Origin of the sequence: Acidovorax sp. FJL06, from assembly GCF_003852545.1 — a bacterium.
Lineage (GTDB): Bacteria > Pseudomonadota > Gammaproteobacteria > Burkholderiales > Burkholderiaceae_C > Acidovorax.
In genome coordinates, this window is the sequence record NZ_QAJR01000009.1 from 1 (window position 1) to 23,688 (window position 23,688).

Sequence of the window (23,688 nt, forward strand, 5' to 3'; positions counted from 1 at the left end):
GGCCAGCCGCCCCACGCCCGCGCCCCGCCCCGCTGCAGCCCCTGCCATGCGTGCCACAGCGCCCCGCCCGGCCCTGGCCAAAACCCCGCCACCGCGCCCCACAGCATCGGCCCCCCAACCCGCAGCGGCCCTGCCACCGAAGGCCAGCGGTCCCAAGCCTGCGGCGGACAACAACGACGACTGGGAATCCTTCTGAACGACTGAGGCGGTGACTTCGCCTCGCGGGTGCCGAAGCCACTGCGTCAGCCAACCACCGCGTCACCCCAACGCTCAAAAACAAGAAACCCTGCCAGCTCACGCTGGCAGGGTTTCTTTCTTCAGACCGGCTCAACCCCGGGAACGCCGAGGCCCCGGACCCATCAATCAGTCAGCTTGCTTGCGCAGGAAGGCCGGGATCTCCAGGTCATCCATGCCGCCCGACGACAGCGCATCCACGCGGGCGGCTGCCTGCGTTCGGTTGGTGCGCCACACGCTGGGCACCGACATGCTGCCGTAGTCGGCCTGCGCGCTGCCGGCATGGCCGCCTTGCACACCAACCGCACCGCCCACCGAGCCCACGCCCGCCACAGGCATCTGGTAGGCCATGTTGTCCGTGCCCGTGCGCAGGCCGCCCTGCACCACCGAGATCGGCTGGCGGCGTGCGTTGGCACGCGACAGGCCGGTGGCCACCACGGTCACGCGGATCTCGTCGCCCAGGCTTTCGTCGTAGGCGGCGCCGAAGATCACATGCGCGTCGGTCGACGCGTAGGCATTGATGGTGTTCATGGCCTGGCGCGACTCGGACAGCTTCAAGCTGCCCTTGCTGGCCGTGACCAGCACCAGCACGCCCTTGGCACCCGACAGGTCGATGCCTTCGAGCAGCGGGCAGGCAATGGCCTGCTCGGCGGCGATGCGTGCACGGTCCGGGCCGCTGGCGGTGGCCGTGCCCATCATGGCCTTGCCGGGCTCGCCCATCACGGTGCGCACGTCCTCGAAGTCGACGTTCACCTGGCCGTATTCGTTGATGATTTCGGCAATGCCGCCCACGGCGTTCTTGAGCACGTCGTTGGCATGGGCAAAGGCTTCGTCCTGGGTGATGTCGTCACCCAGCACATCGAGCAGCTTCTCGTTGAGCACCACGATCAGCGAGTCCACGTTGGCTTCCAGCTCGGCCAGGCCATCGTCGGCGTTCTTCATGCGGCGGCCGCCCTCCCAGTCGAAAGGCTTGGTCACCACGCCCACGGTCAGGATGCCCATTTCCTTGGCCACGCGCGCGATCACAGGGGCCGCCCCGGTGCCGGTGCCGCCGCCCATGCCGGCCGTGATGAACAGCATGTGCGCGCCATGGATGGCGTCGCGGATGTCGTCCACGGCGGCTTCAGCCGCATCGCGGGCCTTTTCAGGCTTGCCGCCCGCGCCCAGGCCGCTGCCACCCAGCTGGATGACGCGGTGGGCCGAGCTGCGCGTCAGCGCCTGCGCATCGGTGTTGGCGCTGACAAACTCCACGCCCTGCACGCTGCGGGCAATCATGTGTTCAACGGCGTTGCTGCCGCCGCCGCCCACGCCGATCACCTTGATCTGGGTGCCCTGGTTGAATTCTTCGGCTTCGATCATTTCGATGGTCATGTTGGAGCTCCTGTTTCTTTCGCTGAATTCGTTTGCAACTGCCAATGGGTTATTCGGTACATCATCGTGAAGGTTTGGGGCGGCGGTCCGGTACAGCGTCGCCATCGCCCGCGCGGTATTCGGTGCGGGCTTCCGCGTGCCAGCCACAAGGCCCCCACGCTTGCCACTGCGTGTGCTGCGCAGCCCCCCAAGGAGGCCTTCGCGCCTTGGGGCGGCCCGGCGGCGCTCATTCCTGGGAATTTCATGGTCAGAAATTCCCCACGATGAAGTCCTTGAAGCGGCCAAACGCCGTCTTCATGGAACCACTTTTCTGGGCCACCTTGAAGCCGCGCAGCCGGGCCAGGCGCGCCTCTTCCAGAAGGCCCATGACGGTAGCAGCTCTGGGCTGGGCCACCATGTCAGACAAGGCGCTGGAATACTTGGGAATGCCGCGCCGCACAGGCTTCAAAAAAATGTCCTCGCCCAGCTCGATCATGCCGGGCATCACCGAGCTGCCGCCCGTGAGCACGATGCCCGACGACAACACCTCCTCGTAGCCCGACTCGCGCACCACCTGCTGCACCAGCGAGAAAATCTCTTCGACGCGTGGCTCGATCACACCGGCCAGCGCCTGCTTGCTCAGCATGCGGGGGCTGCGGTCGCCCAGGCCGGGCACTTCCACCTGCGCCTCGGGGTCGGCCAGCAGTTGCTTGGCATAGCCGCTCTCGACCTTGATGTCCTCGGCGTCCTTGGTGGGCGTGCGCAGCGCCATGGCGATGTCGCTGGTGATGAGGTCGCCCGCAATCGGAATCACGGCCGTGTGGCGGATCGCACCGCCGGTGAAGATCGCCACGTCGGTCGTGCCCGCGCCGATGTCCACCACCACCACGCCCAGTTCGCGCTCGTCGTCGGTCAGCACGGCCTGGCTGCTGGCCAGCGGGTTGAGCATGAGCTGCTCGACCTCCAGGCCGCAGCGGCGCACGCACTTGATGATGTTCTCGGCCGCGCTCTGCGCACCGGTCACGATGTGGATCTTGGCCTCCAGGCGGATGCCGCTCATGCCGATGGGCTCTTTCACGTCCTGCCCGTCGATCACGAATTCCTGCGGCTCCACCAACAACAGGCGCTGGTCGCTGCTGATGTTGATGGCCTTGGCGGTCTCGACCACGCGCGCCACGTCGGCCGAGGTGACTTCCTTGTCCTTCACGGCCACCATGCCGCTGGAATTGAGGCCCCGGATATGGCTGCCGGTGATGCCGGTGTACACGCGCTGGATCTTGCAGTCGGCCATCAGCTCGGCCTCCTTGAGGGCCTGCTGGATGCTTTGCACCGTGGCGTCGATGTTCACCACCACGCCGCGCTTCAAACCATTGCTCGGGGCCACGCCCAGGCCCGCCAGCTTGAGCTCGCCACTGGGCAGAACCTCGGCCACCACGGCCATGACCTTGGCCGTGCCGATATCGAGCCCCACGACGACGTCTTTGTATTCTCTTGCCATATCAGTCTCTGCCCTTCTCTGTTCTGTCCCACGGCCCCACGGCCCGCCCCGCCTGCCCGTTCACGCGCCGCACCCCTGCCTGCAGTTCCATGCGGCCCATGCCATCACCTCTTGCGCACGCCAGCGGCGCCAGCGGCGGCATCCGCGCTCACGGTGGTCACGCCACGCAGGCGCAGCGCATAGCCCCCGGCATGGCGCAGGTCCGCGGACTCCAGCGCATCCACCCGCCGGCCGTATTGCCTGGCCACCTGGGTCAGCGTGCGCACAAACCGCTGCGTGCGCTGCACCACCTCCAGGGGCGTGCCACCGCCCAGCTCCACCACGGCCTCGCTGTCGAGCGTGGCGCGCCAGCCGCCCCGGCCGGTGAGCTCCAGCTCGTCCACGTCCAGCCCCAGGGGCTTGAACACGGGTTCCAGCAGGCCATACATCTGCAGCACCTCCGCAGAGCTGCCCTGGGGGCCCTGCAGGCGTGGCAGGCCGTCCTGGTCCACATCGCCCACATTGGCCTCGAACACCTCGCCCTGGCTGTTGACCAGCGCGGAGCCAGACTCCGGCCCCCAGTACGCGACCGCGTCGTGCTCCTGCAGTTCCACATGCAGGCTGCCGGGGTACACGCGGCGCACCTGCGCGCGGCGCACCCAGGGCACCTGCTCGAAGGCCTCGCGGGCCGCGCGCAGGTCCACCGTGAAGAAGTTGCCCACCAGGTGCGGCCCCACGTTGGCGCGCAAGGTCACGGCGTTGTTGTGCGCCAGTTCGCCCTGCACCACGATGCGGGCAATACCGAACCCCTGGTAGCGCAGCACCCACCACGCACCCGCTGCCAGCACGAACGCAGCGAAGCCCACGAACAGGACCGACGCGGTCAGGTTCATGAGCTTGACGTCCAGAGGTGCTGGCAGGGCGGTGTTCATGCGCTGGCGGCTCCCGCAGCGGTGCCTGCCGGCGTGTCCAGGGCCGCGGCGGCCAGGATGCGCAGACACAGGTCCTCGTAGCTGATGCCCGAAGCCCGCGCCGACATGGGCACGAGCGAGTGGCCCGTCATGCCGGGCGAGGTGTTCATCTCCAGCAGGAAGGGCTTGCGGTCGCTGGCGCGGATCATCAGGTCGGCACGGCCCCAGCCCCGGCAGCCGAGTGCGCGGTAGGCCTCCAGCACGATGCGCTGGATCTCGCGCTCCTCGGCCTCGGGCAGGCCGCTCGGGCACTGGTACTTCACGTCGTCGGTGAAATACTTGTTCTGGTAGTCGTAAGCGCCATCGGGGGCCACGATGCGGATCACGGGCAGCACCACTGCGTCGGCGCCCTGGCCCAGCACGGGGCAGGTCACCTCTTCGCCGTCGATGAACTCTTCGCAGAGCACATCGGGGTCGTATTTGGCCGAGAGCTGCACGGCCTCCTGCATCTCGGAATAGCCGCGCACCTTGGTCACACCAATCGACGAGCCCTCGCGCGGGGGCTTCACGATCAGCGGCAGGCCCAGTTCGTCGGGCACGGTGCGCACCACCTCGCGCTGCTGGCGGTCCGGGGCCAGCCACACGTAGCGCGGCGTGGGCAGGTTTTCGGCGCTCCACACCCGCTTGGTCATGACCTTGTCCATCGCAATGGCCGAGGCCATCACGCCCGGGCCGGTGTACGGAATGCCCAGCAGCTCCAGCGCGCCCTGCACCGTGCCGTCCTCGCCGTGGCGGCCATGCAGCGCGATGAAGCAGCGGGCATAGCCATCGCGCTTGAGGTCGCCCAGGTCGCTCTGGGCAGGGTCGAACGCGTGCGCGTCCACGCCGCGCGAGCGCAGGGCCTGCAGCACGCCGCTGCCGGACATCAGCGAGACCTCGCGCTCGGCCGAGGTGCCGCCCATGAGCACGGCCACCTTGCCGAGCGACTTCACATCAATGTTGGAATCAGGAAGGGTCATAGCGCGCTCCCTTCAAGCGCTTTCAGCTCATTATTCTGTAGCATTTCAACCACCTTGCCGGGCACGGCGCCAATCGATCCCGCGCCCATGCACATCACCACATCGCCATGGCGCGCGTTGTCCGCAATCGCCTGGGGCAGATCGGCCACGGCATCGACGAACACCGGCTCCACACGGCCTGCCACACGCAGCGCGCGCGCCAGCGAACGGCCATCGGCGGCCACCACCGGTGCCTCGCCAGCGGCGTACACCTCGGTCAGCAGCACCGCATCCGCGTTGCCGATGACCTTGACGAAATCCTCGAAGCAGTCGCGCGTGCGGCTGTAGCGGTGCGGCTGGAAGGCCAGCACCAGGCGCCGCCCGGGGAAGGCGCCGCGCGCGGCGGCCAGGGTGGCGGCCATCTCCACGGGGTGGTGGCCGTAGTCGTCGATCACGGTGAACGTACCGCCGCCCTTGGCGGGCAGGTCGCCATAGCGCTGGAAGCGCCGGCCCACACCCTTGAAGCCCGCGAGCGCACGCTGCACGGCCTCGTCGGGGATGTTCAGCTCCACTGCCACCGCAATGGCCGACAGCGCGTTGAGCACGTTGTGCTCGCCCGCCAGGTTGAGCACGATCTCCATGTCGGGCAGCGTGACGCCGTTGCGCCGCTGCACGGTAAAGCGCATCTGACCGGCCTCGGCCCGCACGTTCACGGCGCGCACCTGGGCGTCTTCCGAAAACCCGTAGCTGGTGATGGGGCAGGTCACGCTTTGCAGGATGTCGCGCACGGCCGGGCTGTCCACGCACAGGATGGCCGTGCCATAGAACGGCATGCGGTGCAGGAAATCGACAAACGCGCCCTTGAGCCGGCCGAAGTCGTGGCCGTAGGTCTCCATGTGGTCGGCGTCGATGTTGGTCACCACGGCCATCACGGGCAGCAGGTTCAAGAACGAGGCATCGGACTCGTCGGCCTCGACCACGATGTAGTCGCCGCTGCCCAGCTTGGCGTTGGCACCCGCGCTGTTGAGCTTGCCGCCAATCACGAAGGTCGGGTCCAGGCCCGCCTCGGCCAGCACGCTGGTCACCAGGCTGGTGGTCGTGGTCTTGCCGTGGGTGCCCGCAATGGCAATGCCTTGCTTCAGGCGCATCAGCTCGGCCAGCATGAGGGCGCGGGGCACCACGGGGATCTTCTTCGCGCGCGCGGCCAGCACCTCGGGGTTGTCGGCCGTGACTGCGGTGGACGTGACCACGGCATCCGCGCCGTCGATGTGCGCCGCCGCGTGGCCCAGGCAGGTGGTGATGCCCAGGCCCTGCAGGCGGCGCAGCGTGGCGCTGTCCGCCAGGTCCGAGCCCGAGATGCGGTAGCCCAGGTTGAACAGCACCTCGGCGATACCGCTCATGCCGGCGCCGCCCAGGCCGACGAAGTGGATGTGGCGAATGGCGTGTTTCATGGTCCGGCCAACTCCTCGCAGGCAGTCACCACCTCGCGGGTGGCGTTGATTTTTTGCATGTTTTTGGCCTTCTGCGCGCTATCCATCAGCGTGGATCGCTCTAAATTCAATAGCATCTGCGACAGCCCTTCGGGCGTAAGGTCGCGCTGCTGCACCAGCCAGCCGCCCCCCGCATTCACCAGGAACTGGGCGTTGGTGGTCTGGTGGTCGTCCACGGCCGAGGGGAAGGGCACAAAAATGGACGCGGCCCCCACGGCGGCAATTTCGGTCACGGTGCTGGCACCGGCACGGCAGACGATGATGTCGGCCGCGGCAAACGCGCTGGCCGTGTCGTCGATGAAAGGCGTGCATTCGGCCTCGACCCCGGCCGCCGCGTAATTGGCGCGCAAGGCGTCGATCTGCGTGGCGCCGCTTTGGTGGACCACGGTGGGCCGTTGCTCCGCCGGCATCAGCGCCACGGCCTGCGGCACGATCTCATTGAGTGCGCGCGCCCCCAGGCTGCCGCCCACCACCAGCAGGCGCAGCGGGCCCGTGCGCCCCGCAAACCGCTCGGTGGGCCCAGCCTGCTGCGTGAAGGCGGTGCGCAGCGGGTTGCCCACCCACTGGCCTTTCTTGAACACATCCGGGAAAGCCGTGAACACGCGGTCGGCCACGCCCGCCAGCACCTTGTTGGCCATGCCGGCCACCGAGTTCTGCTCGTGCAGCACCAGGGGCTTGCCCGCCAGCACGCCCATCATGCCGCCCGGAAAGGTGATGTAGCCCCCCAGGCCCACCACCACGTCCGGCTTGACGCGGCGCACCACCGCCAGCGCCTGCCAGAACGCGCGCAGCAGGCGCAGCGGCAGCAGGGCCAGCGTGGCCAGACCCTTGCCCCGCACGCCCGAAAAGTCGATCAGCTCCAGCGCGAAACCGTGCTGCGGCACGATGCGCGACTCCATGCTGCCGGGCGCGCCCAGCCAGTGCACACGCCAGCCGCGTGCGCGCAACTCTTCGGCCACGGCGAGGCCGGGGAAGATGTGGCCACCCGTACCGCCGGCCATGATCAGAGCAGTTTTCTGCGCGCTCATACGCGGCCTCCGCGCATCAGGCGCTGCGCGCCTGGCATTGCGTGCGAAATGCACAGCTTGTTTTGGTGAAACAAACTGCTCATACGCGGCCTCCGCGCATGAGCAGTTTGTTTTCATAGTCAACGCGCAGAACCACCGCCAACGCCACCAGGTTCATCAAAATCGCCGACCCGCCAAAACTCATCAGCGGCAGCGTGAGCCCCTTGGTCGGCAAGGCGCCCAGGTTCACGCCCATGTTGATGAAGGCCTGAAAGCCGATCCAGATCGCCACGCCCTGCGCCACCAGGCCCGAGAACACGCGGTCCAGCGCAATCGCCTGGCGGCCGATGTGCATGATGCGGCGCGTCATCCACAGGAACAGCACGATGAGCGTGAGCACCCCCACCAAACCGAACTCCTCGCCGATCACGGCCAGCAGGAAGTCGGTGTGCGCCTCGGGCAGCCAGTGCAGCTTTTCCACGCTGCCGCCCAGGCCCACGCCAAACACCTCGCCCCGGCCGATGGCGATCAGCGAGTGCGAGAGCTGGTAGCCCTTGCCCAGCGCATGCTGTTCGCTGAACGGGTCGAGGTAGGCAAACACGCGCTCGCGCCGCCAGGGCGAGCTGGCGATCATCAGCGCGAAGGCCCCCACCAGCACCCCGGCGATCAGGAAGAACATGCGGGCATTGACGCCGCCCAGAAACAAAATGCCCATGGCGATCACGGCCACCACCATGAAGGCGCCCATGTCGGGCTCGGCCAGCAGCAGCACGCCCACGATGGCCACGGCCGCGCCCATGGGCAGCACGGCGCGGAAGAAGCGCTCCTTGACCTCCATCTTGCGCACCATGTAGTCGGCCGCGTAGATGAGCACGGCAAACTTGGCGACCTCGGAGGGCTGGAACCCCACGGGCCCGATCGACAGCCAGCGGCGCGCGCCATTGACCACCTTGCCCACACCAGGAATCAGCACCGCAATCAGCAGCAGCAGCGCCGCCACGAACAGCCAGGGCGCCACCCGTTCCCACAGCGCCATGGGCACCTGGAAGGTCAGCAGTGCGGCCACGAAACCCACCACCAGGTACATGACGTGGCGGGTCAGGAAATGGGTGGGCGAGTAGTTGGAGAAACGCGGGTTGTCCGGCATCGCGATGGAGGCCGAATACACCATCACCAGCCCCCAGGCGAGCAGCGCCACCACCACCCACAGCAGGGCCTGGTCAAAGCCCAGCACGCTGGCCGGGGTGCTGGAGGACTGGCGGTACTCGGTGCCGCCCACGCGCACGGGCAGCACATCGGCCGCCTTGCCGGGCAGGCCGCCAAACCAGCCGGTCACGCGCTGCAGCAGGGTGCTGGCGTTGGCAGCGGTCATTGCCGGCCCTCCGCAGCGAAGCCGGCGTCGTCGGCCATGGCACGCACGGTGTCGCAGAAGACCTGCGCCCGGTGCTCGTAGTCCTTGAACATGTCGAAGCTCGCGCAGGCGGGCGACATCAGCACCGCATCGCCTGCATGGGCGCGGCGCGTGGCCAGCTCCACGGCCTGCGGCAATGTTTCGGCATCGACCAGGGCCACGCCGCTGTCGTGCAGCGCAGCACGGATCTGCGGCGCATCGCGCCCAATGAGCACCACGGCACGCGCATACCGCGAGACGGGCGCGGCGAGGGGCGAGAAGTCCTGGCCCTTGCCCTCGCCGCCCAGGATGATGACGATGCGGCGCTCCGCACCCAGGCCGGTGAGGGCCGCCACCGTGGCGCCCACGTTGGTGCCCTTGCTGTCGTCAAAGTATTCGACGCCGTGGATGATGGCCACGGGCTCCACGCGGTGTGGCTCGCCCCGGTACTCGCGCAGGCCGTACAGCATGGGCGCCAGGGGGCAGCCCGCCGCGGCGGCCAGCGCCAGGGCGGCCAATGCGTTGGAGGCGTTGTGGCGCCCCCGGATGCGCAGCGCATCGGCCGGCATGAGCCGCTGGATGTGCAGCTCTTCTTCGGCCTCGTTGTTGCGGCCACGCTTGCGGGTTTCGTCGGCGTCCATCGCGCGCACCAGCCAGGGCATGCCGCTCACGACCTCGATGCCGAAGTCGCCCGGGCGCCGGGGCATGTCGCCGCCAAAAGTGAGGTGCGTGCGCACCTGCGGCTTTTGCAGCTTGGCCTTGACCGGTGGCGGCACAGGCTGGGCAGCCCCCACGCTTGCCACTGCGTGTGCTGCGCTGCCCCCCGAGGGGGCCGCTGCCGCCTTCGGGCGGCCGGGCGGCGGCAGCATCGCCATGACCGCCGCATCTTCGCGGTTCAGCACCATCAGGCCGGCCTGGCCAAAGATGCGGGCCTTGGCGGCGGCATAGGCCTCGATGCTGCCATGCCAGTCGAGGTGGTCCTGCGTGATGTTGAGCACGGTGGCGGCCGTGGGCTCGAAGCCCGCCACACCGTCCAGCTGGAAGCTCGACAGCTCCAGCACCCACACCTCGGGCAGCGTGTCGGCGTCCAGGTGCGCGGCCAGCGTGTCGAGCAGGGTCGGGCCAATGTTGCCGGCCACGGCCACGCGCTTGCCCGCGCGTTCAACCAGCTGGCCGGTGAGCGAGGTCACGGTGGTCTTGCCGTTGGTGCCCGTGATGGCCAGCACGGAAGGCGCATAGGCGTGCGATGCGCGCAGCGCGGTCAGTGCCGCCGCATACAGACTTAACTCGCCTCCAGCGCTTATCCCGCTTGCCGAAGCAGCTTCCAAAACAGGAACAACCGCCTGCGGGCTCAACCCGGGCGAGCGGTAGACCGCGTGCATGCTCTGCCCCTCAACCAGGCGGGCGTCGAAGGCACCCGCGACGAAGCGGACCTGGGGCAGCTCCTGCTGCAGCGCCGGCAGCTGGGGCGGGGCCGCGCGGGTGTCGGCCACGGTGACCTCGGCGCCGCAGCGCACGCACCAGCGCGCCATGGCCAGGCCCGAGGCGCCCAGGCCCAGGATCAGGATGTGCTGGCCCTGCAGCAGCTGAGCCACGCCTTCGCGGGGGCTGCCCAGGGGTTCGGCGGGTGCCGCTTCGGCCACGGAGGCCTCATCGACCACGCCAGGCTCCACCGCCTCGGGCCCTTCGGGGGCCGTCACCTCGGCAAAGATCTGCGCCACAAAATCGGCGGCGGCCTTGGCGGCAGAGACGGCGGGCACCGCTTCGGGGTTCCAGGCGGTGCTGGGGGCCGTGGCCACCGGCACAACGGCCTGAGTGTCTGCGGCCTCGGCAGGCAGCGCGGATTCGGCCGCTGCGCCTGCAGAGGAAGGCTCTGCAGCATTCACTGCGTCCACGCCCTCCCCGGGCGCAGCGCCAGGTGCGCCGCAGGACTCGCCCACGCCCACGCCAGCCTCGGGCGACACGGCCTCGGGCGCAGCGGGTGAGCCCAGGGGGGCAGAGGGATCGTTCGGATTCATCGCAGTTTCAACGTGGACAGGCCGATCAGGCACAGCAGCATGGTGATGATCCAGAAGCGCACGACCACCTGCGTTTCCTTCCAGCCGCTCTTTTCAAAATGGTGGTGCAGCGGCGCCATCTTGAGCAGGCGCCGGCCTTCGCCGTAGCGGCGCTTGGTGTACTTGAACCAGGACACCTGCAGCATCACCGACAGGGCTTCGACCACGAAGATGCCGCCCATGATGGCCAGCACGATCTCTTGCCGCACGATGACGGCGATGGTGCCCAGGGCGCCGCCCAGCGCCAGCGCGCCCACATCGCCCATGAAGACCTGGGCCGGGTGCGCGTTGAACCACAGGAAGGCCAGCCCCGCGCCGGCCATGGCCGCGCAAAAAATCAGCAGCTCGCCCGAGCCGGGGATGTGCGGAAAGAACAGGTACTTGGAATACACCGCACTGCCGGTGACATAGGCGAAGACGCCCAGGGCCGAGCCCACCATCACCACCGGCATGATGGCCAGGCCATCCAGGCCGTCGGTCAGGTTCACGGCATTGCTCGACCCCACGATCACGAGGTAGGTCAGGATCACGAAGCCCAGCACGCCCAGCGGGTAGCTCACTTCCTTGAAGAACGGTAGCTGCAAACCGGCCTTGGGCGGCAGGTCGAGCGCGAAGCCCGACTGCACCCAGGCGACGAACAGCTCCCACACCTTGGCGTTGGAGCTTTCAGAAATGCTGAATGCGAGGTACAGCGCTGCGATCAGACCGATCACCGACTGCCAGAAATACTTTTCGCGCGAGCGCATGCCCTCGGGGTCCTTGTTGACCACCTTGCGCCAGTCGTCCACCCAGCCAATGGCGCCAAAACCCAGCGTGACGATGAGCACGATCCACACAAAGCGGTTGGACAGGTCGAACCACAGCAGGGTCGAAATCGCGATCGACAGCAGGATCAGCACACCGCCCATGGTCGGGGTGCCGCTCTTGGACAGGTGCGACTGCATCGCATAGCCCCGGATGGGCTGGCCGATCTTGAGCGAGGTGAGCACGCGGATCACCTTGGGGCCCGCCACCAGGCCGATGAGCAGCGCCGTCAGGGCCGCCATCACCGCACGGAAGGTGAGGTACTGGAACACGCGGAAGAAGCCGAACTCGGGCGACAGGCCCTGCAGCCATTGCGACAGTGTCAGCAGCATGCGGAACCTCCGGCCAAGGGGGACAGGGACACCGCGCGGGCGACTTCATCAATGCGTTGCGCCATGGGATCTCTCCAGTGGGTCAGTCGGCTTTTGTTGTTGTTCTTGGGGGGCTGCAGCAGCAATGGCCTGCACCACCTGTTCCATCTTCATGAATCGCGATCCCTTGACCAGCACGCTGCCCACGGTGGGCAGGGCCTGGCGCACGGCATCCAGCAGTGCGCCCATCTCGTTGAAATGCCGGGCGCCGTGGCCGTAAGCAGAAGCAGCGTGCACCGACTGCGCACCCAGGGCAAACAGCAGGGGAATGCCGGCCTTGCGCGCCAGCGCCCCGGCCTCGGCATGGAACTGCGGGCCCTGGTCGCCGACCTCGCCCATGTCGCCCATCACCAGCAGTTGCGGGCCGGGCAGTTCGGCCAGCACATCGATGGCGGCGTGCATGGAGTCGGGGTTGGCGTTGTAGGTGTCGTCCACCACCGTGATTTCGCTGCCGGCAACGGCCACGCTGAAGGCGCGCGAGCGGCCCTTGACGGGCGTGAACTCGCGCAGCCCCTGCGCAATGGCGGCCAGCGGTGCGCCCGCAGCCAGTGCGCAGGCGGCGGCGGCCAGCGCATTGGTCACGTTGTGGCGGCCTGCGATGTGCAGGCGGGTGGTAACTTCGCCGCGTGGCGTGGCCAGGGCCACGGCCCAGGCGCCGCGCTCCCAGGCAGCCCGCGCGCAGCGGACATCGCCGCCCTCGCCAAAGGTCATCGTGCGGCGGCCCGGCTGGGCATCGGCCAACGATTGCCACAGGCCCGTGTAGGCGTCGCCCGCCGGGAACACGGCCACGCCATCGGCGGGCAGGCTGGCCAGCACCGCTCCGTTCTCGCGCGCCACGGCTTCGACGGTGTGCATGAATTCCAGGTGCTCGCGCTGCGCGTTGTTGACCAAGGCCACCGTGGGTTGGGCCATCGCCGCCAGCTGGGCGATCTCGCCCGGGTGGTTCATGCCCATCTCGATCACGGCGGCGCGGTGTGTTTCCCGCAAGCGCAGCAGCATCAGGGGCACACCAATGTCGTTATTGAAGTTGCCCTGCGTGGCAAACGCGGCATCGCCTTGCCAGGCACGCAGGATGGACGCGATCATCTGCGTCACCGTGGTCTTGCCGTTGCTGCCGGTCACGCCAATCAGCGGAAAGTTGAACTGCGCGCGCCAGCCCGTCGCCAATGCGCCCAATGCGGCCAGGCTGTCGGGCACCTCGATGCCGGGCAGGCCTGCGGCGGCCAGGCCGCCGCCTGGGGAACCTGCGGCCAGGCCGCCATGGGCGATGGCGGCTGCGGCGCCCCCGGCGCGGGCGTCGGCCAGGAAGGCGTTGGCATCAAAGCGTTCGCCCTTGAGCGCGACGAACAGGTCGCCGGGCTGCAGCGTGCGCGTGTCGGTGTGCACACGCGCCAGCGGCGTGGCGCCCTCGCCCACCAGGCGGGCGGCCGGAATGCGCGGCTGCAGCAGCGCCAGGGCCTGCTGCAGGGTCATGGCGGTTGTGGAAGAAGTGCTTGTCATGCCCATGTGCGGGCTCCTCGGGCCTGCAGCGCGGCTTGCGCATGGGCCATGTCGGAGAACGGCAGGCGCATGCCCGCCGCCTCCTGGGTGTCTTCGTGGCCCTTGCCGGCGATCAGCACCACGTCGGCGGGTGCGGCCTCGGCAATGGCCTGGGCAATGGCGGCGGCGCGGTCGGGCTCTGCACGCACTGTGGCGCCCGCAATCGTGCCTTGCAGGATCTGGTGCAGGATGGCCGCCGGGCTCTCGCTGCGGGGGTTGTCGCTGGTCACCAGCACCTGGTCGGCCTGCTGCTGCGCCACGGCGCCCATCAGGGGGCGCTTGCCCGCATCGCGGTCGCCGCCGCAGCCAAACACGCACCACAGCTGGCCGCCGCGCAGGGCAGCCAGCGGGCGCAGGGCCTGCAAGGCCTTTTCCAACGCATCGGGAGTGTGGGCATAGTCCACCGCCACCAGCGGCTGGCCCACAGCCACCAGCCGCTGCATGCGGCCCGGCACAGGCTGCAGGCCGGCGCAGGCGCGCACGGCATCGGCCAGCGGCACGCCCCGGCTGCGCAGCGCGGCCAGCACACCCAGCAGGTTGAGCACGTTGTAGTGGCCGATCACGCGCGTTTGCAGCAGCTGCTGCTCGGCCCCTTCGACCACGGTGAAACGCAGGCCCTGGTCGCCCAGGGCGATGTCCTGCGCGGCCAGGCGCGCGGCGCCCCGGGCCGAGACGCTCCACAGGTCCAGCCCACCGCCCGCCAGTTCGGCATGCAGTTGCGCGCCCACAGGGTCGTCCACATTGATCACGGCCGCCTGCAGGCCGGGCCAGTCGAACAGCGCGCGCTTGGCCAGCCAGTAGTCGGCCATGCTGCCGTGGTAGTCGAGGTGGTCCTGCGTGAAATTGGTGAAGAGGGCCACGCGGATCTGCGTGCCGTCGAGCCGCGCCTCGGCCAGGCCGATGGACGAGGCCTCGATGGCACAGGCACCCAGGCCTTGCGCCACAAACGCACCAAACGCGCGCTGCAGGCGCACGGGGTCGGGCGTGGTCATGCCGGTGGACACCAGCGCGGGCGGAACCCCCGTGCCCAAAGTGCCCACCAGGGCACACTGGTCTTGCCCTGCGCGCTCTTGATTTGATAGCTCGTTCAAGGCCCCCGCCAGCCACCAGGCGGTGCTGGTCTTGCCATTGGTGCCGGTGACGGCCAGCACATCGAGCCGCGTGGTGGGCTGCCCGAACCACTGCGCTGCGATGGGCCCGGTGGCCGCCTTGAGGCCCGGCAGCGCCGCCAGGTGCTCGCCCGAAAAACCGAAGGCCTCCACGCCGGACTGCTCCACCAGGCAGGCCGTGGCGCCGCGCACCAGGGCGTCGGCCACATGGGCGCGCCCGTCGGTGGCCGCGCCGGGCCAGGCGATGAAGCCGTCGCCAGGGGTGATCTGGCGGCTGTCGGTGTGCAGGGTGCCGGTAACGCGCGTGCGCAACCACTGCACTGCCTCGCTGGCGGACTGCAGGGTGTGAAGGGGAGCAGCAAGCGTCACAGCGACTCCTCCACCGTGTTGGCCACGATCTGGGGCTTGACGGCCATGTCGGGCTGCACGCCCATCATGCGCAGGGTCTGCTGCACGACTTCGCTGAACACGGGCGCAGCCACGGCGCCGCCGTAAAACACGCCGTTGCTGGGCTCGTCCACCATCACCGCCACGATGATGCGCGGCTTGTCGATGGGGGCCATGCCAGTGAACCAGGCGCGGTATTTGCCCGAGGCGTAGTTCTTGCCCACCTGCTTGCGCGCGGTGCCCGACTTGCCGCCCACCGAGTAGCCCACGGTCTGCGCCTTCTGGCCTGTGCCGCCCGGGCCTGCCGCCATCTGCAGCATCTTGCGCACCTGGTCGGCCGTGCGTTCGGAAAACACCGGCACGCCCACGGCGGGCTCGGCGCTCTTGAGCATGGTGGCAGGGATCACGCGCCCGCCGTTGGCAAACACGGTGTACGAGCGCGCCATCTGGAACAGGCTGGCCGACAGGCCGTAGCCGTAGGACATGGTGGCCTGCTCCACCGGGCGCCAGGTCTTGTAGGGGCGCAGGCGGCCGGTCACCACGCCGGGGAAGTGCAGCTGTGGCTTCTGGCCAAAGCCTGCGGCCGAGAAGGTCTCCCACATCTCGCGCGCCGGCATCTGCATGGCGAGCTTGGTCGTGCCCACGTTGCTGGACTTCTGGATCACGCCTTCCACGGTGAGCAGGCCGTAGTTGTGCGTGTCCGAAATCGTGGAGCCGGTAATGGTGATGCGGCCGGGGTTTGTGTCCACCGGCGTTTCGGGGCGCACGCGGCCGGTCTCCAGCGCCAGGCCAATGGTGAAGGGCTTCATGGTCGAGCCGGGCTCGAACACGTCGGTGAGCGCGCGGTTGCGCAGTTGCTCGCCGGTCAGGTTCTGGCGCTTGTCGGGCACGTAGCTGGGGTAGTTGGCCAGGGCCAGCAGCTCGCCCGTGTGGGCATCGAGCACCACCACGCTGCCCGCCTTGGCCTTGTGCGCCGTGACCTGGTCGCGCAGCTTCTGGTAGGCAAAGAACTGCACCTTGCTGTCGATGGACAGCTGCATGTCCTTGCCGTCCAGCGGGGGCACGGTCTCGCCCACGCTCTCCACCACACGGCCCAGGCGGTCCTTGATCACGCGGCGCGAGCCGGCCTTGCCGGCCAGGTCCTTGTCGAAGGCCAGCTCCATGCCTTCCTGGCCATGGTCTTCCACGTTGGTGAAGCCCACCACGTGCGCGGCGGCCTCGCCCTCGGGGTACTGGCGCTTGTATTCCTTGCGCTGGTAGATGCCCTTGATGTCCAGCGCCGCGATCTGCTGGCCCACATCCCAGTCGAGCTGGCGCTTGATCCAGACAAAGGTCTTGTCTTCGTCGGCCAGCTTCTTGAGCAGCTCGGCCTGCGGCATGTCGAGCAGCTTGGCCAGCTGCTTGAGCTTGGCGCGCACCTCGGGCTTGTCCTGGTCCACGTCCTCGGGGATGGCCCAGATGCTGGCCGCCGGCACGCTGGAGGCGAGGATCAGGCCGTTGCGGTCCAGGATCTTGCCGCGGTTGGCCGGCAGCTCCAGGGTGCGCGCAAAGCGCACCTCGCCCTGGCGCTGGAAGAAAGCGTTGCCGAACACCTGCACATAGGCCGCGCGCGCGCCCAGGCCCACAAAGCCCAGCGCGATCACCGCCACGATGAACTTGCTGCGCCAGACCGGCGTCTTGCTCGCCAGCAGGGGGCTTGCGGTGTAGACCACGCTGCGGCTCATGGCTGAACGCCCCCGGGTTGCGCCGCCGTGCTGGCTGCCGCCACCGCCGCACCTTGCGGGTCGGACACGTACTGCGTGATGGCCGGGGTGGCCGTGCGCATTTTCAGCTGGTCGCGGGCGATCTTCTCCACGCGCAGCGGCGTGGCCTGCGCGCGTTTTTCCACCTGCAGGCGCTGGTGCTCGGTGTCCAGACGGCGGGCCTCGGCGATGGCGCGGTCCAGTTCGGTGAACAGGCGGCGCGACTCGTACTGGGTGTGCACCAGATAGATGGCACTGGCCAGCACGGCCACCAGCAGGACGAGGTTGAGCCTGGTCATGTCAGACGGTGGCCGTGCGTTCAGCCACGCGCATGATCGCGCTGCGTGCGCGGGGGTTCGCCTCGACCTCGGCCGCACTGGGCTTGATGCGGTCCAGCGCCACGAGCTTCATGGCCTGCGGCTTGGCGAACGGCGCACGGCGGTCGAACACCTCCTTGGAGTGCTTGGCGATGAACTGCTTGACGATGCGGTCTTCCAGCGAATGGAAGCTGATCACCACCAGGCGCCCGCCCGGCTGCAGCACCGAGAGGCTGGCCTCTAGCGCCTGTTGCAGCTCTTCAAGCTCGGCGTTGATGAAAATCCGAAGAGCTTGAAATGTGCGCGTTGCAGGGTTCTGGCCCGGCTCGCGGGTTTTGACCGCGCCAGCCACGAGATCGGCCAGTTCGGCGGTGGTTGCAAGAGGGCCCCGCTCTTCGCGCCGAGCAACAATCGCCTTTGCAATGGGGCCAGCAAACCGTTCTTCACCGTAGTCACGTATCACCTCCGCAATCTGACCGACTTCGGCCGTGGCCAACCAATCGGCCACGCTTTCGCCGCGCGTGGTGTCCATGCGCATGTCCAGCGGGCCGTCAAACCGGAAACTGAAGCCCCTTCCGGGGCTGTCGATCTGGGGCGAACTCACGCCCAGGTCCATCAGCACCCCCGCCGCACTGCCGGCGGGCAGGTCGGCCAGGTGGCGAAAACCTTCGTGCCGAATGGAAAAACGCGCATCGGTGATGCGCGTTGCTTCGGCAATGGCTTCAGGGTCCTTGTCAAAAGCGACAAGACGCCCCCCGGGTCCCAGCCGCAGCAGGATGAGCCGCGAATGCCCTCCCCGCCCGAAGGTGCCATCCACCCAGGTGCCCGCAGGCTCGGGGCCCGCGCCGCCCAGCAGGGCGTCCACGGCTTCATCGAGCAGGACGGTGGTGTGTTTCAAAGAAGTGGATGTCATGGTCAGAAGGAGAAGTCCTTGAAGACATCCGGCATCTCGCCCTGCATGGCCTGGGCCTCCTGCGCATCGTAGGTGGCCTTGTCCCAGAGTTCGAAGTGGTTGCCCATGCCCAGCAGCATGGTGTCCTTGGAAATACCGGCTGCCTCGCGCAGCTCGGGCGAAATCAGCACGCGGCCCGTGGCGTCCATCTCCACGTCCATCGCATTGCCCAAAAAGATGCGCTTCCACCACTGGGCGGACATGGGCAGCTGGGCGATGCGCTCGCGGAACCTCTCCCACTCGGGGCGGGGGAACACCATCAGGCAGCCGTGCGGGTGCTTGGTGATCGTGAGCTGGCCCGATGCAGTGGCCGCGAGCACGTCACGATGCCGGGTCGGCACGGACAGCCGACCCTTCGCATCGAGATTTAGCGACGAGGCACCTTGAAACACGGACGATTCCCAGCTCGGTTTTTGAATCCTTCATCGCCCCGGCGGGGTTCGAAGGGCACTTTTCACCACTTAATTGCACTTTTTTGCACTGTAGCAGGAAAAGCACACCGAACAAGAGGGTGTCCACCAAACTTTGGTAATGAAATCAACGACTTAGGCGCGACTTCGCAGCCCGCAAAGAAGCAAAAGTCGTTGAAAAAGAAGAACTTACAAGGGCCTATGAAAGTGACCTCTCAAGGCCAGGCCGCATCGTCACAGGATGTAGCGCGAAAGGTCTTCATCCTGGCTCAGGGCCTGCAGGCGGGCATCCACATAGGCCGCATCCACGGTGACCGTCTGGCCCGCGAGCCGCGCCGCATCGAAACTGACCTCGTCGAGCAAACGCTCCATGACGGTGGACAGCCGGCGTGCGCCAATGTTTTCGGTGCGCTCGTTCACTTCAAAGGCAATGTGCGCCAGGCGCGTGATGCCTTCGGGCGCAAACTCCAGCGTGACGCCTTCGGTCGCCAGCAGCGCCTGGTACTGCTTGACCAGGGACGCATGGGTCTGCGTGAGGATGGCCTCGAAATCCTTGACGGACAACGATTCCAACTCCACCCGGATCGGGAAACGCCCCTGCAGCTCCGGGATCAGGTCGCTGGGCTTGGCCAGGTGGAACGCGCCCGAGGCGATGAACAGGATGTGATCCGTCTTGATCATGCCGTACTTGGTGGACACCGTCGTGCCCTCCACCAGCGGCAGCAGGTCGCGCTGCACGCCCTGGCGCGACACGTCCGCGCCGCTGCTTTCCTGGCGCGCGGCCACCTTGTCGATCTCGTCGATGAAGACGATGCCGTTCTGCTCGGCATTCGCCACCGCGCGGGTCTTGATCTCTTCCTCGTTCACGAGCTTGCCCGCCTCTTCGTCGGCGAGCAGCTTCAGCGCTTCGGCGATCTTGAGCTTGCGCGCGCGGCGCCGGTCCTGGCCCATCTGGCTGAACATGCCGCGCAGCTGTTCGGTCATTTCCTCCATGCCCTGCGGGCCCGTGATCTCCAGCGGCGCACGGGCTTCTGCCACGTCGATCTCGATCTCCTTGTCGTCCAGGGCGCCTTCGCGCAGCTTCTTGCGGAACACCTGCCGTGCGGTGCTGTCGGCCGCAGGCTCGGCGCCGGCGGCAGCCCGGGCGGGCGGGATCAGCACGTCCAGGACGCGCTCCTCGGCCGCGTCTTCGGCGCGCACGCGCACCTTCTTCATCTCGGCCTCGCGCGTCTGCTTGACGGCCATCTCGGCCAGGTCGCGGATGATGGAGTCCACGTCCTTGCCCACATAGCCCACCTCGGTGAACTTGGTGGCCTCGACCTTGATGAAGGGCGCATCGGCCAGCCGCGCCAGGCGCCGCGCGATCTCGGTTTTGCCCACGCCCGTGGGGCCGATCATGAGGATGTTCTTGGGCGTGATCTCCTGGCGCAGGCTGCCCGCGACCTGCTGGCGGCGCCAGCGGTTGCGCAGCGCAATGGCCACGGCACGCTTGGCGCTGGCCTGGCCCACGATGTGGTGGTCGAGTTCGGAGACGATTTCCTGGGGGGTCATGGAGGACATGCGGGGCCTGCCTTCAAATTCAAAGCAAAATCAGCTGCTTGCGCTCAATGGATAAGCGCAAGCAGCTATCAAATTGGGAGTAATCGCACCTCGCCGCTTTACAGCGTTTCGATGGTGTGGTTCATGTTGGTGTAGATGCAGAGTTCGCCCGCGATTTCGAGCGACTTCTTCACGATGTCCTGCGCGGACAGATCGGTGTTCACCAGCAGCGCCTTGGCGGCCGAGTGCGCATAGGCACCGCCCGACCCGATCGCCACGATGCCTTGCTCGGGCTCCAGCACGTCGCCGTTGCCAGTGATGATGAGCGAGGCGCTCGCGTCGGCCACGGCCAGCATGGCTTCGAGGCGGCGCAGCACGCGGTCGGTGCGCCAGTCCTTGGTCAGCTCGATGGCGGCGCGGGTGAGGTGGCCCTGGTGCTTTTCCAGCTTGGCTTCAAAGCGCTCGAACAGCGTGAAGGCATCGGCCGTGGCGCCCGCAAAGCCTGCCAGCACCTTGCCGTGGTAGAGCTTGCGCACCTTGCGCGCCGTGCCCTTGACCACGATGTTGCCCAGCGTGACCTGGCCGTCACCGCCAATGGCGACCTGGATGCCTGTGGGCGTCTGGCGGCGCACGCTGAGGATGGTGGTGCCGTGGAACACCGGGGTGTTTTGAGATGAGTCCATAGCTGGCGCAGGTGGGGGCGCGGACGCCACTTTCAAGCCAAGATGGCGCCACACGCTACAAGCCAACCCACGCCACTGTACGCAGCCGCCAAACTGGCACTGCCGAGGTCAGTGCCCCGTGCAAGGGCCGCCAAGCCGCGGATGCGGCGCTTCGCTTGCGTGCACTGGGGGCGTCCCCCTCAGGGGGAAGGCGCGAAGCGACTCAGGGGGAGTCAATTCTTCCGCGGAACCACCCAGGCGTGCTCGTTGATGCCGATCACGTTGAAGAAAATCGCCACCAGCCGCTGCAGATTGTGGAACTGGACCACATGGCCATGCGCCTGCTGGTCGGCCGCCCAGTTGAGCACCGACCCCGCCGCCGCAAAATCCACACGGATGAGCTTGTCGCAGGCGATGGTCAACGGCGCTCCTGGGCGCAGGAAGGCTTCGAACGGCTGCAGCAGCGGCGTGGCATCGCCGTCGATGTGGCCGCTGAGTTGCGCCACCGGCCCAGCGTCCAGCGGCGCGGGCGCGGACAACTCGCCCAGGTCCGAGGCCATGAAGTCGCTGTCGGCCGCCAGGGGCGCCGCCCCGGAGGACACGCCTTCGTTGTCGGAATACCCGCAGCGTGGCGACACCCAGGATGGGGGCGAGACCTCGTAGGTGACGCAGTAGTCCAGCGCCACCAGCTCGAATTCATCGGGCTTGCCCATGAGCCGCATCATGGCCATGCGCAGGCGCCACCACTCGGGGCTGCTGGATCGGTCGCCCGACTGGGTCTTGGCTTCGAGCAGGGCGTTGAGCTTCTCCACCCCCGAAAACACCAGCTGGCCTTCGCGGTCGGCCCAGTGGGTGATCTGGTCGGCCAGCAAGGGCACGGCCGCCTCTTCAATGCCCGTGAGGCGCGACCAGGACAGCGTCCAGGGCGCCGCAGCGCGCGCCAGCGAGGCCTGCAGGGCCGCCACGGACGACACCGCCAGGGAGGGCGGCGCATTCCAGCTGAAATCACGGCGCATGGCGGGCGCCGGCACGGCCTCCACCGCACCCGCCGCAGGCACGGCCGCTGCCACCAGGCCCAATTGCTCGGGTATCGAGAACCACAGCGGTGCCGAACGGCTGTACTGGGCCGCGAAATCGATGGCCAGCGCGTCAAAACGGTCATGCTGCCCGGTGGCGCGGTACAGGTCGAACAGCGTCATCCAGATTTCGAGCTGCTGCTCGGGCTCGTCCTGCTGGTGCTGGGCCAGCACATCCAGCAAACCGGACTCGGCCCCCACATGGTCTCCATTGGCAAACCGGATGGCGGCTTCTTCTAGATCGGGTTCGTGCACGAATTCCTCCGGTTCGAATGCGGGTGCGGGCGCTGCCGCAGGGGCCGCAGGGCTGAAGGACGCCTCGACGGGGTGGCGGCTGTCCGCGAGCATTTGCGCGGAAGTGCCCCCGAACTTGCCAATGGCCATGCTGTCGTCGGCAAACAGCGGCTGGACGGCGGCCTTGTTGTCCAGCGGCGCGGGCAGGCTGCCGGGCGCGGTGGGGGCATAGGCCCTGGCATGGGCAGAGTCGGAGGGCTCCGTGCTGGACTCGGGCATCACGCCGGGCTGGGTGGGCGCATCGGCCCCCTGCTTGCTCTTCCACCACTGCTGCGACATCTGCGCCTCGATCTCGTCGATCTTCTTGAGCGTGACGGCGCGCTCGTCGGGCGAGGCCATGCTGCTCTGGAAGAACGAGGGCCGGCCCGCGGCGTCTTCCACGCGCTGGCCCTGCAGCACTTCACGCTGGCGCAGCTTGCGCAGCTGATCGAACTCGCGGCGCCGCACGAAGTCGTTGCGGCGCTTGCGCTCGATCATCTCCTTGAGCATCTGCTTGCTGTACTGGCTCTCCCGGTCGTCCTGGATGGAGTCCAGCTCCGTCCAGTTGACGGTGGGATTCTTCACGAACCGAACCACCTTCGATAGCAGGCCGCCGGGGGTGGTTTCTTCCTTGCTCATGGCTCAGGGTGCAGATGCGCGTGGTGATCGTCCAACCGTGGCGAGATCAGTCCCCGAACATCTTCTGCTTGAGTTCACGGCGCTGCTGCGCTTCCAGCGACAGCGTGGCCGTGGGGCGGGCGATCAGGCGGCCCACGCCGATGGGCTCACCGGTTTCGTCGCAGTAGCCATAGTCGCCCGCGTCGATGCGGGCGATGGATTGCTCGATCTTCTTGAGCAGCTTGCGTTCGCGGTCGCGGGTGCGCAGCTCCAGCGCGTGCTCTTCCTCGATGGTGGCGCGGTCGGCAGGATCGGGGACCACCACCGTGTCTTCACGCAGGTGCTCGGTGGTTTCGCCGGCGCTGTTGTGGATGTCCTGCTTGAGCTGAACGAGCTTGAGGCGGAAAAACGCCATCTGCTTGTCGTTCATGTACTCGCTGTCGGGCATGGCCATGACTTCGGCATCGGTCAGCTCGGCGGCGGACTTGGATTTCCAGTTGTTCGCCAGCTTGGGGTCTTTTTTGGCAGCCGTGAAAGTGGGCTGCGCTTGCGCGGTCGTGGGCATGGTATGTAAATAACTGGCTTTGGCAGCGGTGGACGCCACTGCCTGTGCCATGGATGGTACGGTCAATTGGGCCAATCGGGAAGAAGGCCGGGTTGTGCGCACGGGTACCTGCAAACCCGCCTCGTGCACCGGGGCCGCGGCGGGGGCTGCCACCGCCGGGCTGGCGGCCGCCTTGGGTGCTGCAGCAGCCACCTTGGGAACAGCGGCCGTCTTGGCAGTCGCCTTGGTGCCCGCAGGGGCGGCAGAGCTTTTTGCCGCGGCAGGGGCTGCCTTGGCGGCCCCCTTGGATTTGCTGGTGTCGGCTTTCACTTCCTGGTCTCCTCGCTGTACGGGCGGGCCCTTGGCCGCTCTCACGGCCCGGGACTGGTGGCAAGCCTTGGGTGGTTTTACCGGGGCGCGATTGTATCGAC

At 67.7% G+C, this 23,688-nt stretch carries 19 protein-coding genes and 1 pseudogene; 1 reads left to right on the forward strand and 19 read right to left on the reverse strand.

Annotated elements, in window-relative coordinates; translation table 11 throughout:
* A pseudogene (locus tag DBV10_RS05215) lies at positions 1 to 196 on the forward strand (chemotaxis protein); the annotation flags it as partial.
* A gap of 167 nt (positions 197 to 363) precedes the next feature.
* Here the strand turns inward: DBV10_RS05215 and ftsZ are convergent.
* The 19 genes from ftsZ to dksA form a co-directional block, all read right to left on the reverse strand.
* Positions 364 to 1,605 carry a cell division protein FtsZ gene (ftsZ, locus tag DBV10_RS05220; protein ID WP_124511328.1) on the reverse strand — a complete coding sequence of 414 codons (1,242 nt, stop codon included), beginning with the start codon at positions 1,603 to 1,605 and terminating at the stop codon, positions 364 to 366.
* 247 nt (positions 1,606 to 1,852) lie between these two features.
* On the reverse strand, positions 1,853 to 3,082 hold the full coding sequence (ftsA, locus tag DBV10_RS05230) for a cell division protein FtsA (protein ID WP_124511332.1): 1,230 nt from the start codon (positions 3,080 to 3,082) through the stop codon (positions 1,853 to 1,855).
* A gap of 104 nt (positions 3,083 to 3,186) precedes the next feature.
* Positions 3,187 to 3,993, reverse strand: coding sequence for a cell division protein FtsQ/DivIB (locus DBV10_RS05235; protein ID WP_124511334.1), 807 nt, complete (start codon positions 3,991 to 3,993; stop codon positions 3,187 to 3,189).
* Positions 3,990 to 4,991, reverse strand: a complete 1,002-nt coding sequence (locus DBV10_RS05240; RefSeq protein ID WP_124511336.1) for a D-alanine--D-alanine ligase — start codon at positions 4,989 to 4,991, stop codon at positions 3,990 to 3,992. The genes DBV10_RS05235 and DBV10_RS05240 overlap by 4 nt, the downstream gene beginning before the upstream one ends.
* Positions 4,988 to 6,421, reverse strand: a complete 1,434-nt coding sequence (murC, locus tag DBV10_RS05245; protein WP_124511338.1) for a UDP-N-acetylmuramate--L-alanine ligase — start codon at positions 6,419 to 6,421, stop codon at positions 4,988 to 4,990. Before murC ends, DBV10_RS05240 begins: the two co-directional genes overlap by 4 nt.
* On the reverse strand, positions 6,418 to 7,488 hold the full coding sequence (murG, locus tag DBV10_RS05250; protein WP_124511340.1) for an undecaprenyldiphospho-muramoylpentapeptide beta-N-acetylglucosaminyltransferase: 1,071 nt from the start codon (positions 7,486 to 7,488) through the stop codon (positions 6,418 to 6,420). Before murG ends, murC begins: the two co-directional genes overlap by 4 nt.
* Positions 7,489 to 7,567: 79 nt before the next feature.
* A complete protein-coding gene (ftsW, locus tag DBV10_RS05255; RefSeq protein ID WP_124511342.1) occupies positions 7,568 to 8,839 on the reverse strand; it encodes a putative lipid II flippase FtsW in 1,272 nt (423 codons plus the stop codon).
* The gene (locus DBV10_RS05260; protein ID WP_199740043.1) at positions 8,836 to 10,875 is read right to left on the reverse strand and encodes a UDP-N-acetylmuramoyl-L-alanine--D-glutamate ligase; all 2,040 of its coding nucleotides are present in this window, start codon (positions 10,873 to 10,875) and stop codon (positions 8,836 to 8,838) included. Before DBV10_RS05260 ends, ftsW begins: the two co-directional genes overlap by 4 nt.
* Positions 10,872 to 12,050: a phospho-N-acetylmuramoyl-pentapeptide-transferase gene (mraY, locus tag DBV10_RS05265; RefSeq protein WP_124511344.1), complete on the reverse strand. Its 1,179-nt coding sequence runs from the start codon at positions 12,048 to 12,050 to the stop codon at positions 10,872 to 10,874. Before mraY ends, DBV10_RS05260 begins: the two co-directional genes overlap by 4 nt.
* A gap of 48 nt (positions 12,051 to 12,098) precedes the next feature.
* Complete coding sequence (gene murF / locus DBV10_RS05270; protein WP_124511346.1) at positions 12,099 to 13,589, reverse strand: UDP-N-acetylmuramoyl-tripeptide--D-alanyl-D-alanine ligase; 1,491 nt, start codon at positions 13,587 to 13,589, stop codon at positions 12,099 to 12,101.
* A complete protein-coding gene (locus DBV10_RS05275; protein WP_124511348.1) occupies positions 13,586 to 15,106 on the reverse strand; it encodes a UDP-N-acetylmuramoyl-L-alanyl-D-glutamate--2,6-diaminopimelate ligase in 1,521 nt (506 codons plus the stop codon). Before DBV10_RS05275 ends, murF begins: the two co-directional genes overlap by 4 nt.
* A complete protein-coding gene (locus tag DBV10_RS05280; RefSeq protein WP_124511350.1) occupies positions 15,103 to 16,848 on the reverse strand; it encodes a penicillin-binding protein 2 in 1,746 nt (581 codons plus the stop codon). Before DBV10_RS05280 ends, DBV10_RS05275 begins: the two co-directional genes overlap by 4 nt.
* Positions 16,845 to 17,165 (reverse strand): cell division protein FtsL, encoded by a 321-nt coding sequence (gene ftsL / locus DBV10_RS05285; RefSeq protein WP_124511352.1) that lies wholly within the window; start codon positions 17,163 to 17,165, stop codon positions 16,845 to 16,847. Before ftsL ends, DBV10_RS05280 begins: the two co-directional genes overlap by 4 nt.
* A 1-nt stretch (position 17,166) precedes the next feature.
* Entirely contained in the window at positions 17,167 to 18,096 is a 930-nt protein-coding gene (gene rsmH, locus DBV10_RS05290; protein WP_124511354.1) for a 16S rRNA (cytosine(1402)-N(4))-methyltransferase RsmH, read from the reverse strand.
* A gap of 2 nt (positions 18,097 to 18,098) precedes the next feature.
* A complete protein-coding gene (mraZ, locus tag DBV10_RS05295; protein ID WP_124511356.1) occupies positions 18,099 to 18,527 on the reverse strand; it encodes a division/cell wall cluster transcriptional repressor MraZ in 429 nt (142 codons plus the stop codon).
* A 252-nt stretch (positions 18,528 to 18,779) separates the two neighbouring features.
* Positions 18,780 to 20,105 carry an ATP-dependent protease ATPase subunit HslU gene (gene hslU, locus DBV10_RS05300; RefSeq protein ID WP_124511358.1) on the reverse strand — a complete coding sequence of 442 codons (1,326 nt, stop codon included), beginning with the start codon at positions 20,103 to 20,105 and terminating at the stop codon, positions 18,780 to 18,782.
* 98 nt (positions 20,106 to 20,203) lie between these two features.
* The gene (gene hslV / locus DBV10_RS05305; RefSeq protein ID WP_124511360.1) at positions 20,204 to 20,767 is read right to left on the reverse strand and encodes an ATP-dependent protease subunit HslV; all 564 of its coding nucleotides are present in this window, start codon (positions 20,765 to 20,767) and stop codon (positions 20,204 to 20,206) included.
* A gap of 212 nt (positions 20,768 to 20,979) precedes the next feature.
* Positions 20,980 to 22,734 (reverse strand): STAS domain-containing protein, encoded by a 1,755-nt coding sequence (locus tag DBV10_RS05310; RefSeq protein ID WP_124511362.1) that lies wholly within the window; start codon positions 22,732 to 22,734, stop codon positions 20,980 to 20,982.
* 46 nt (positions 22,735 to 22,780) lie between these two features.
* A complete protein-coding gene (gene dksA / locus DBV10_RS05315; RefSeq protein ID WP_124511364.1) occupies positions 22,781 to 23,587 on the reverse strand; it encodes an RNA polymerase-binding protein DksA in 807 nt (268 codons plus the stop codon).
* Positions 23,588 to 23,688: the final 101 nt, after the last annotated feature.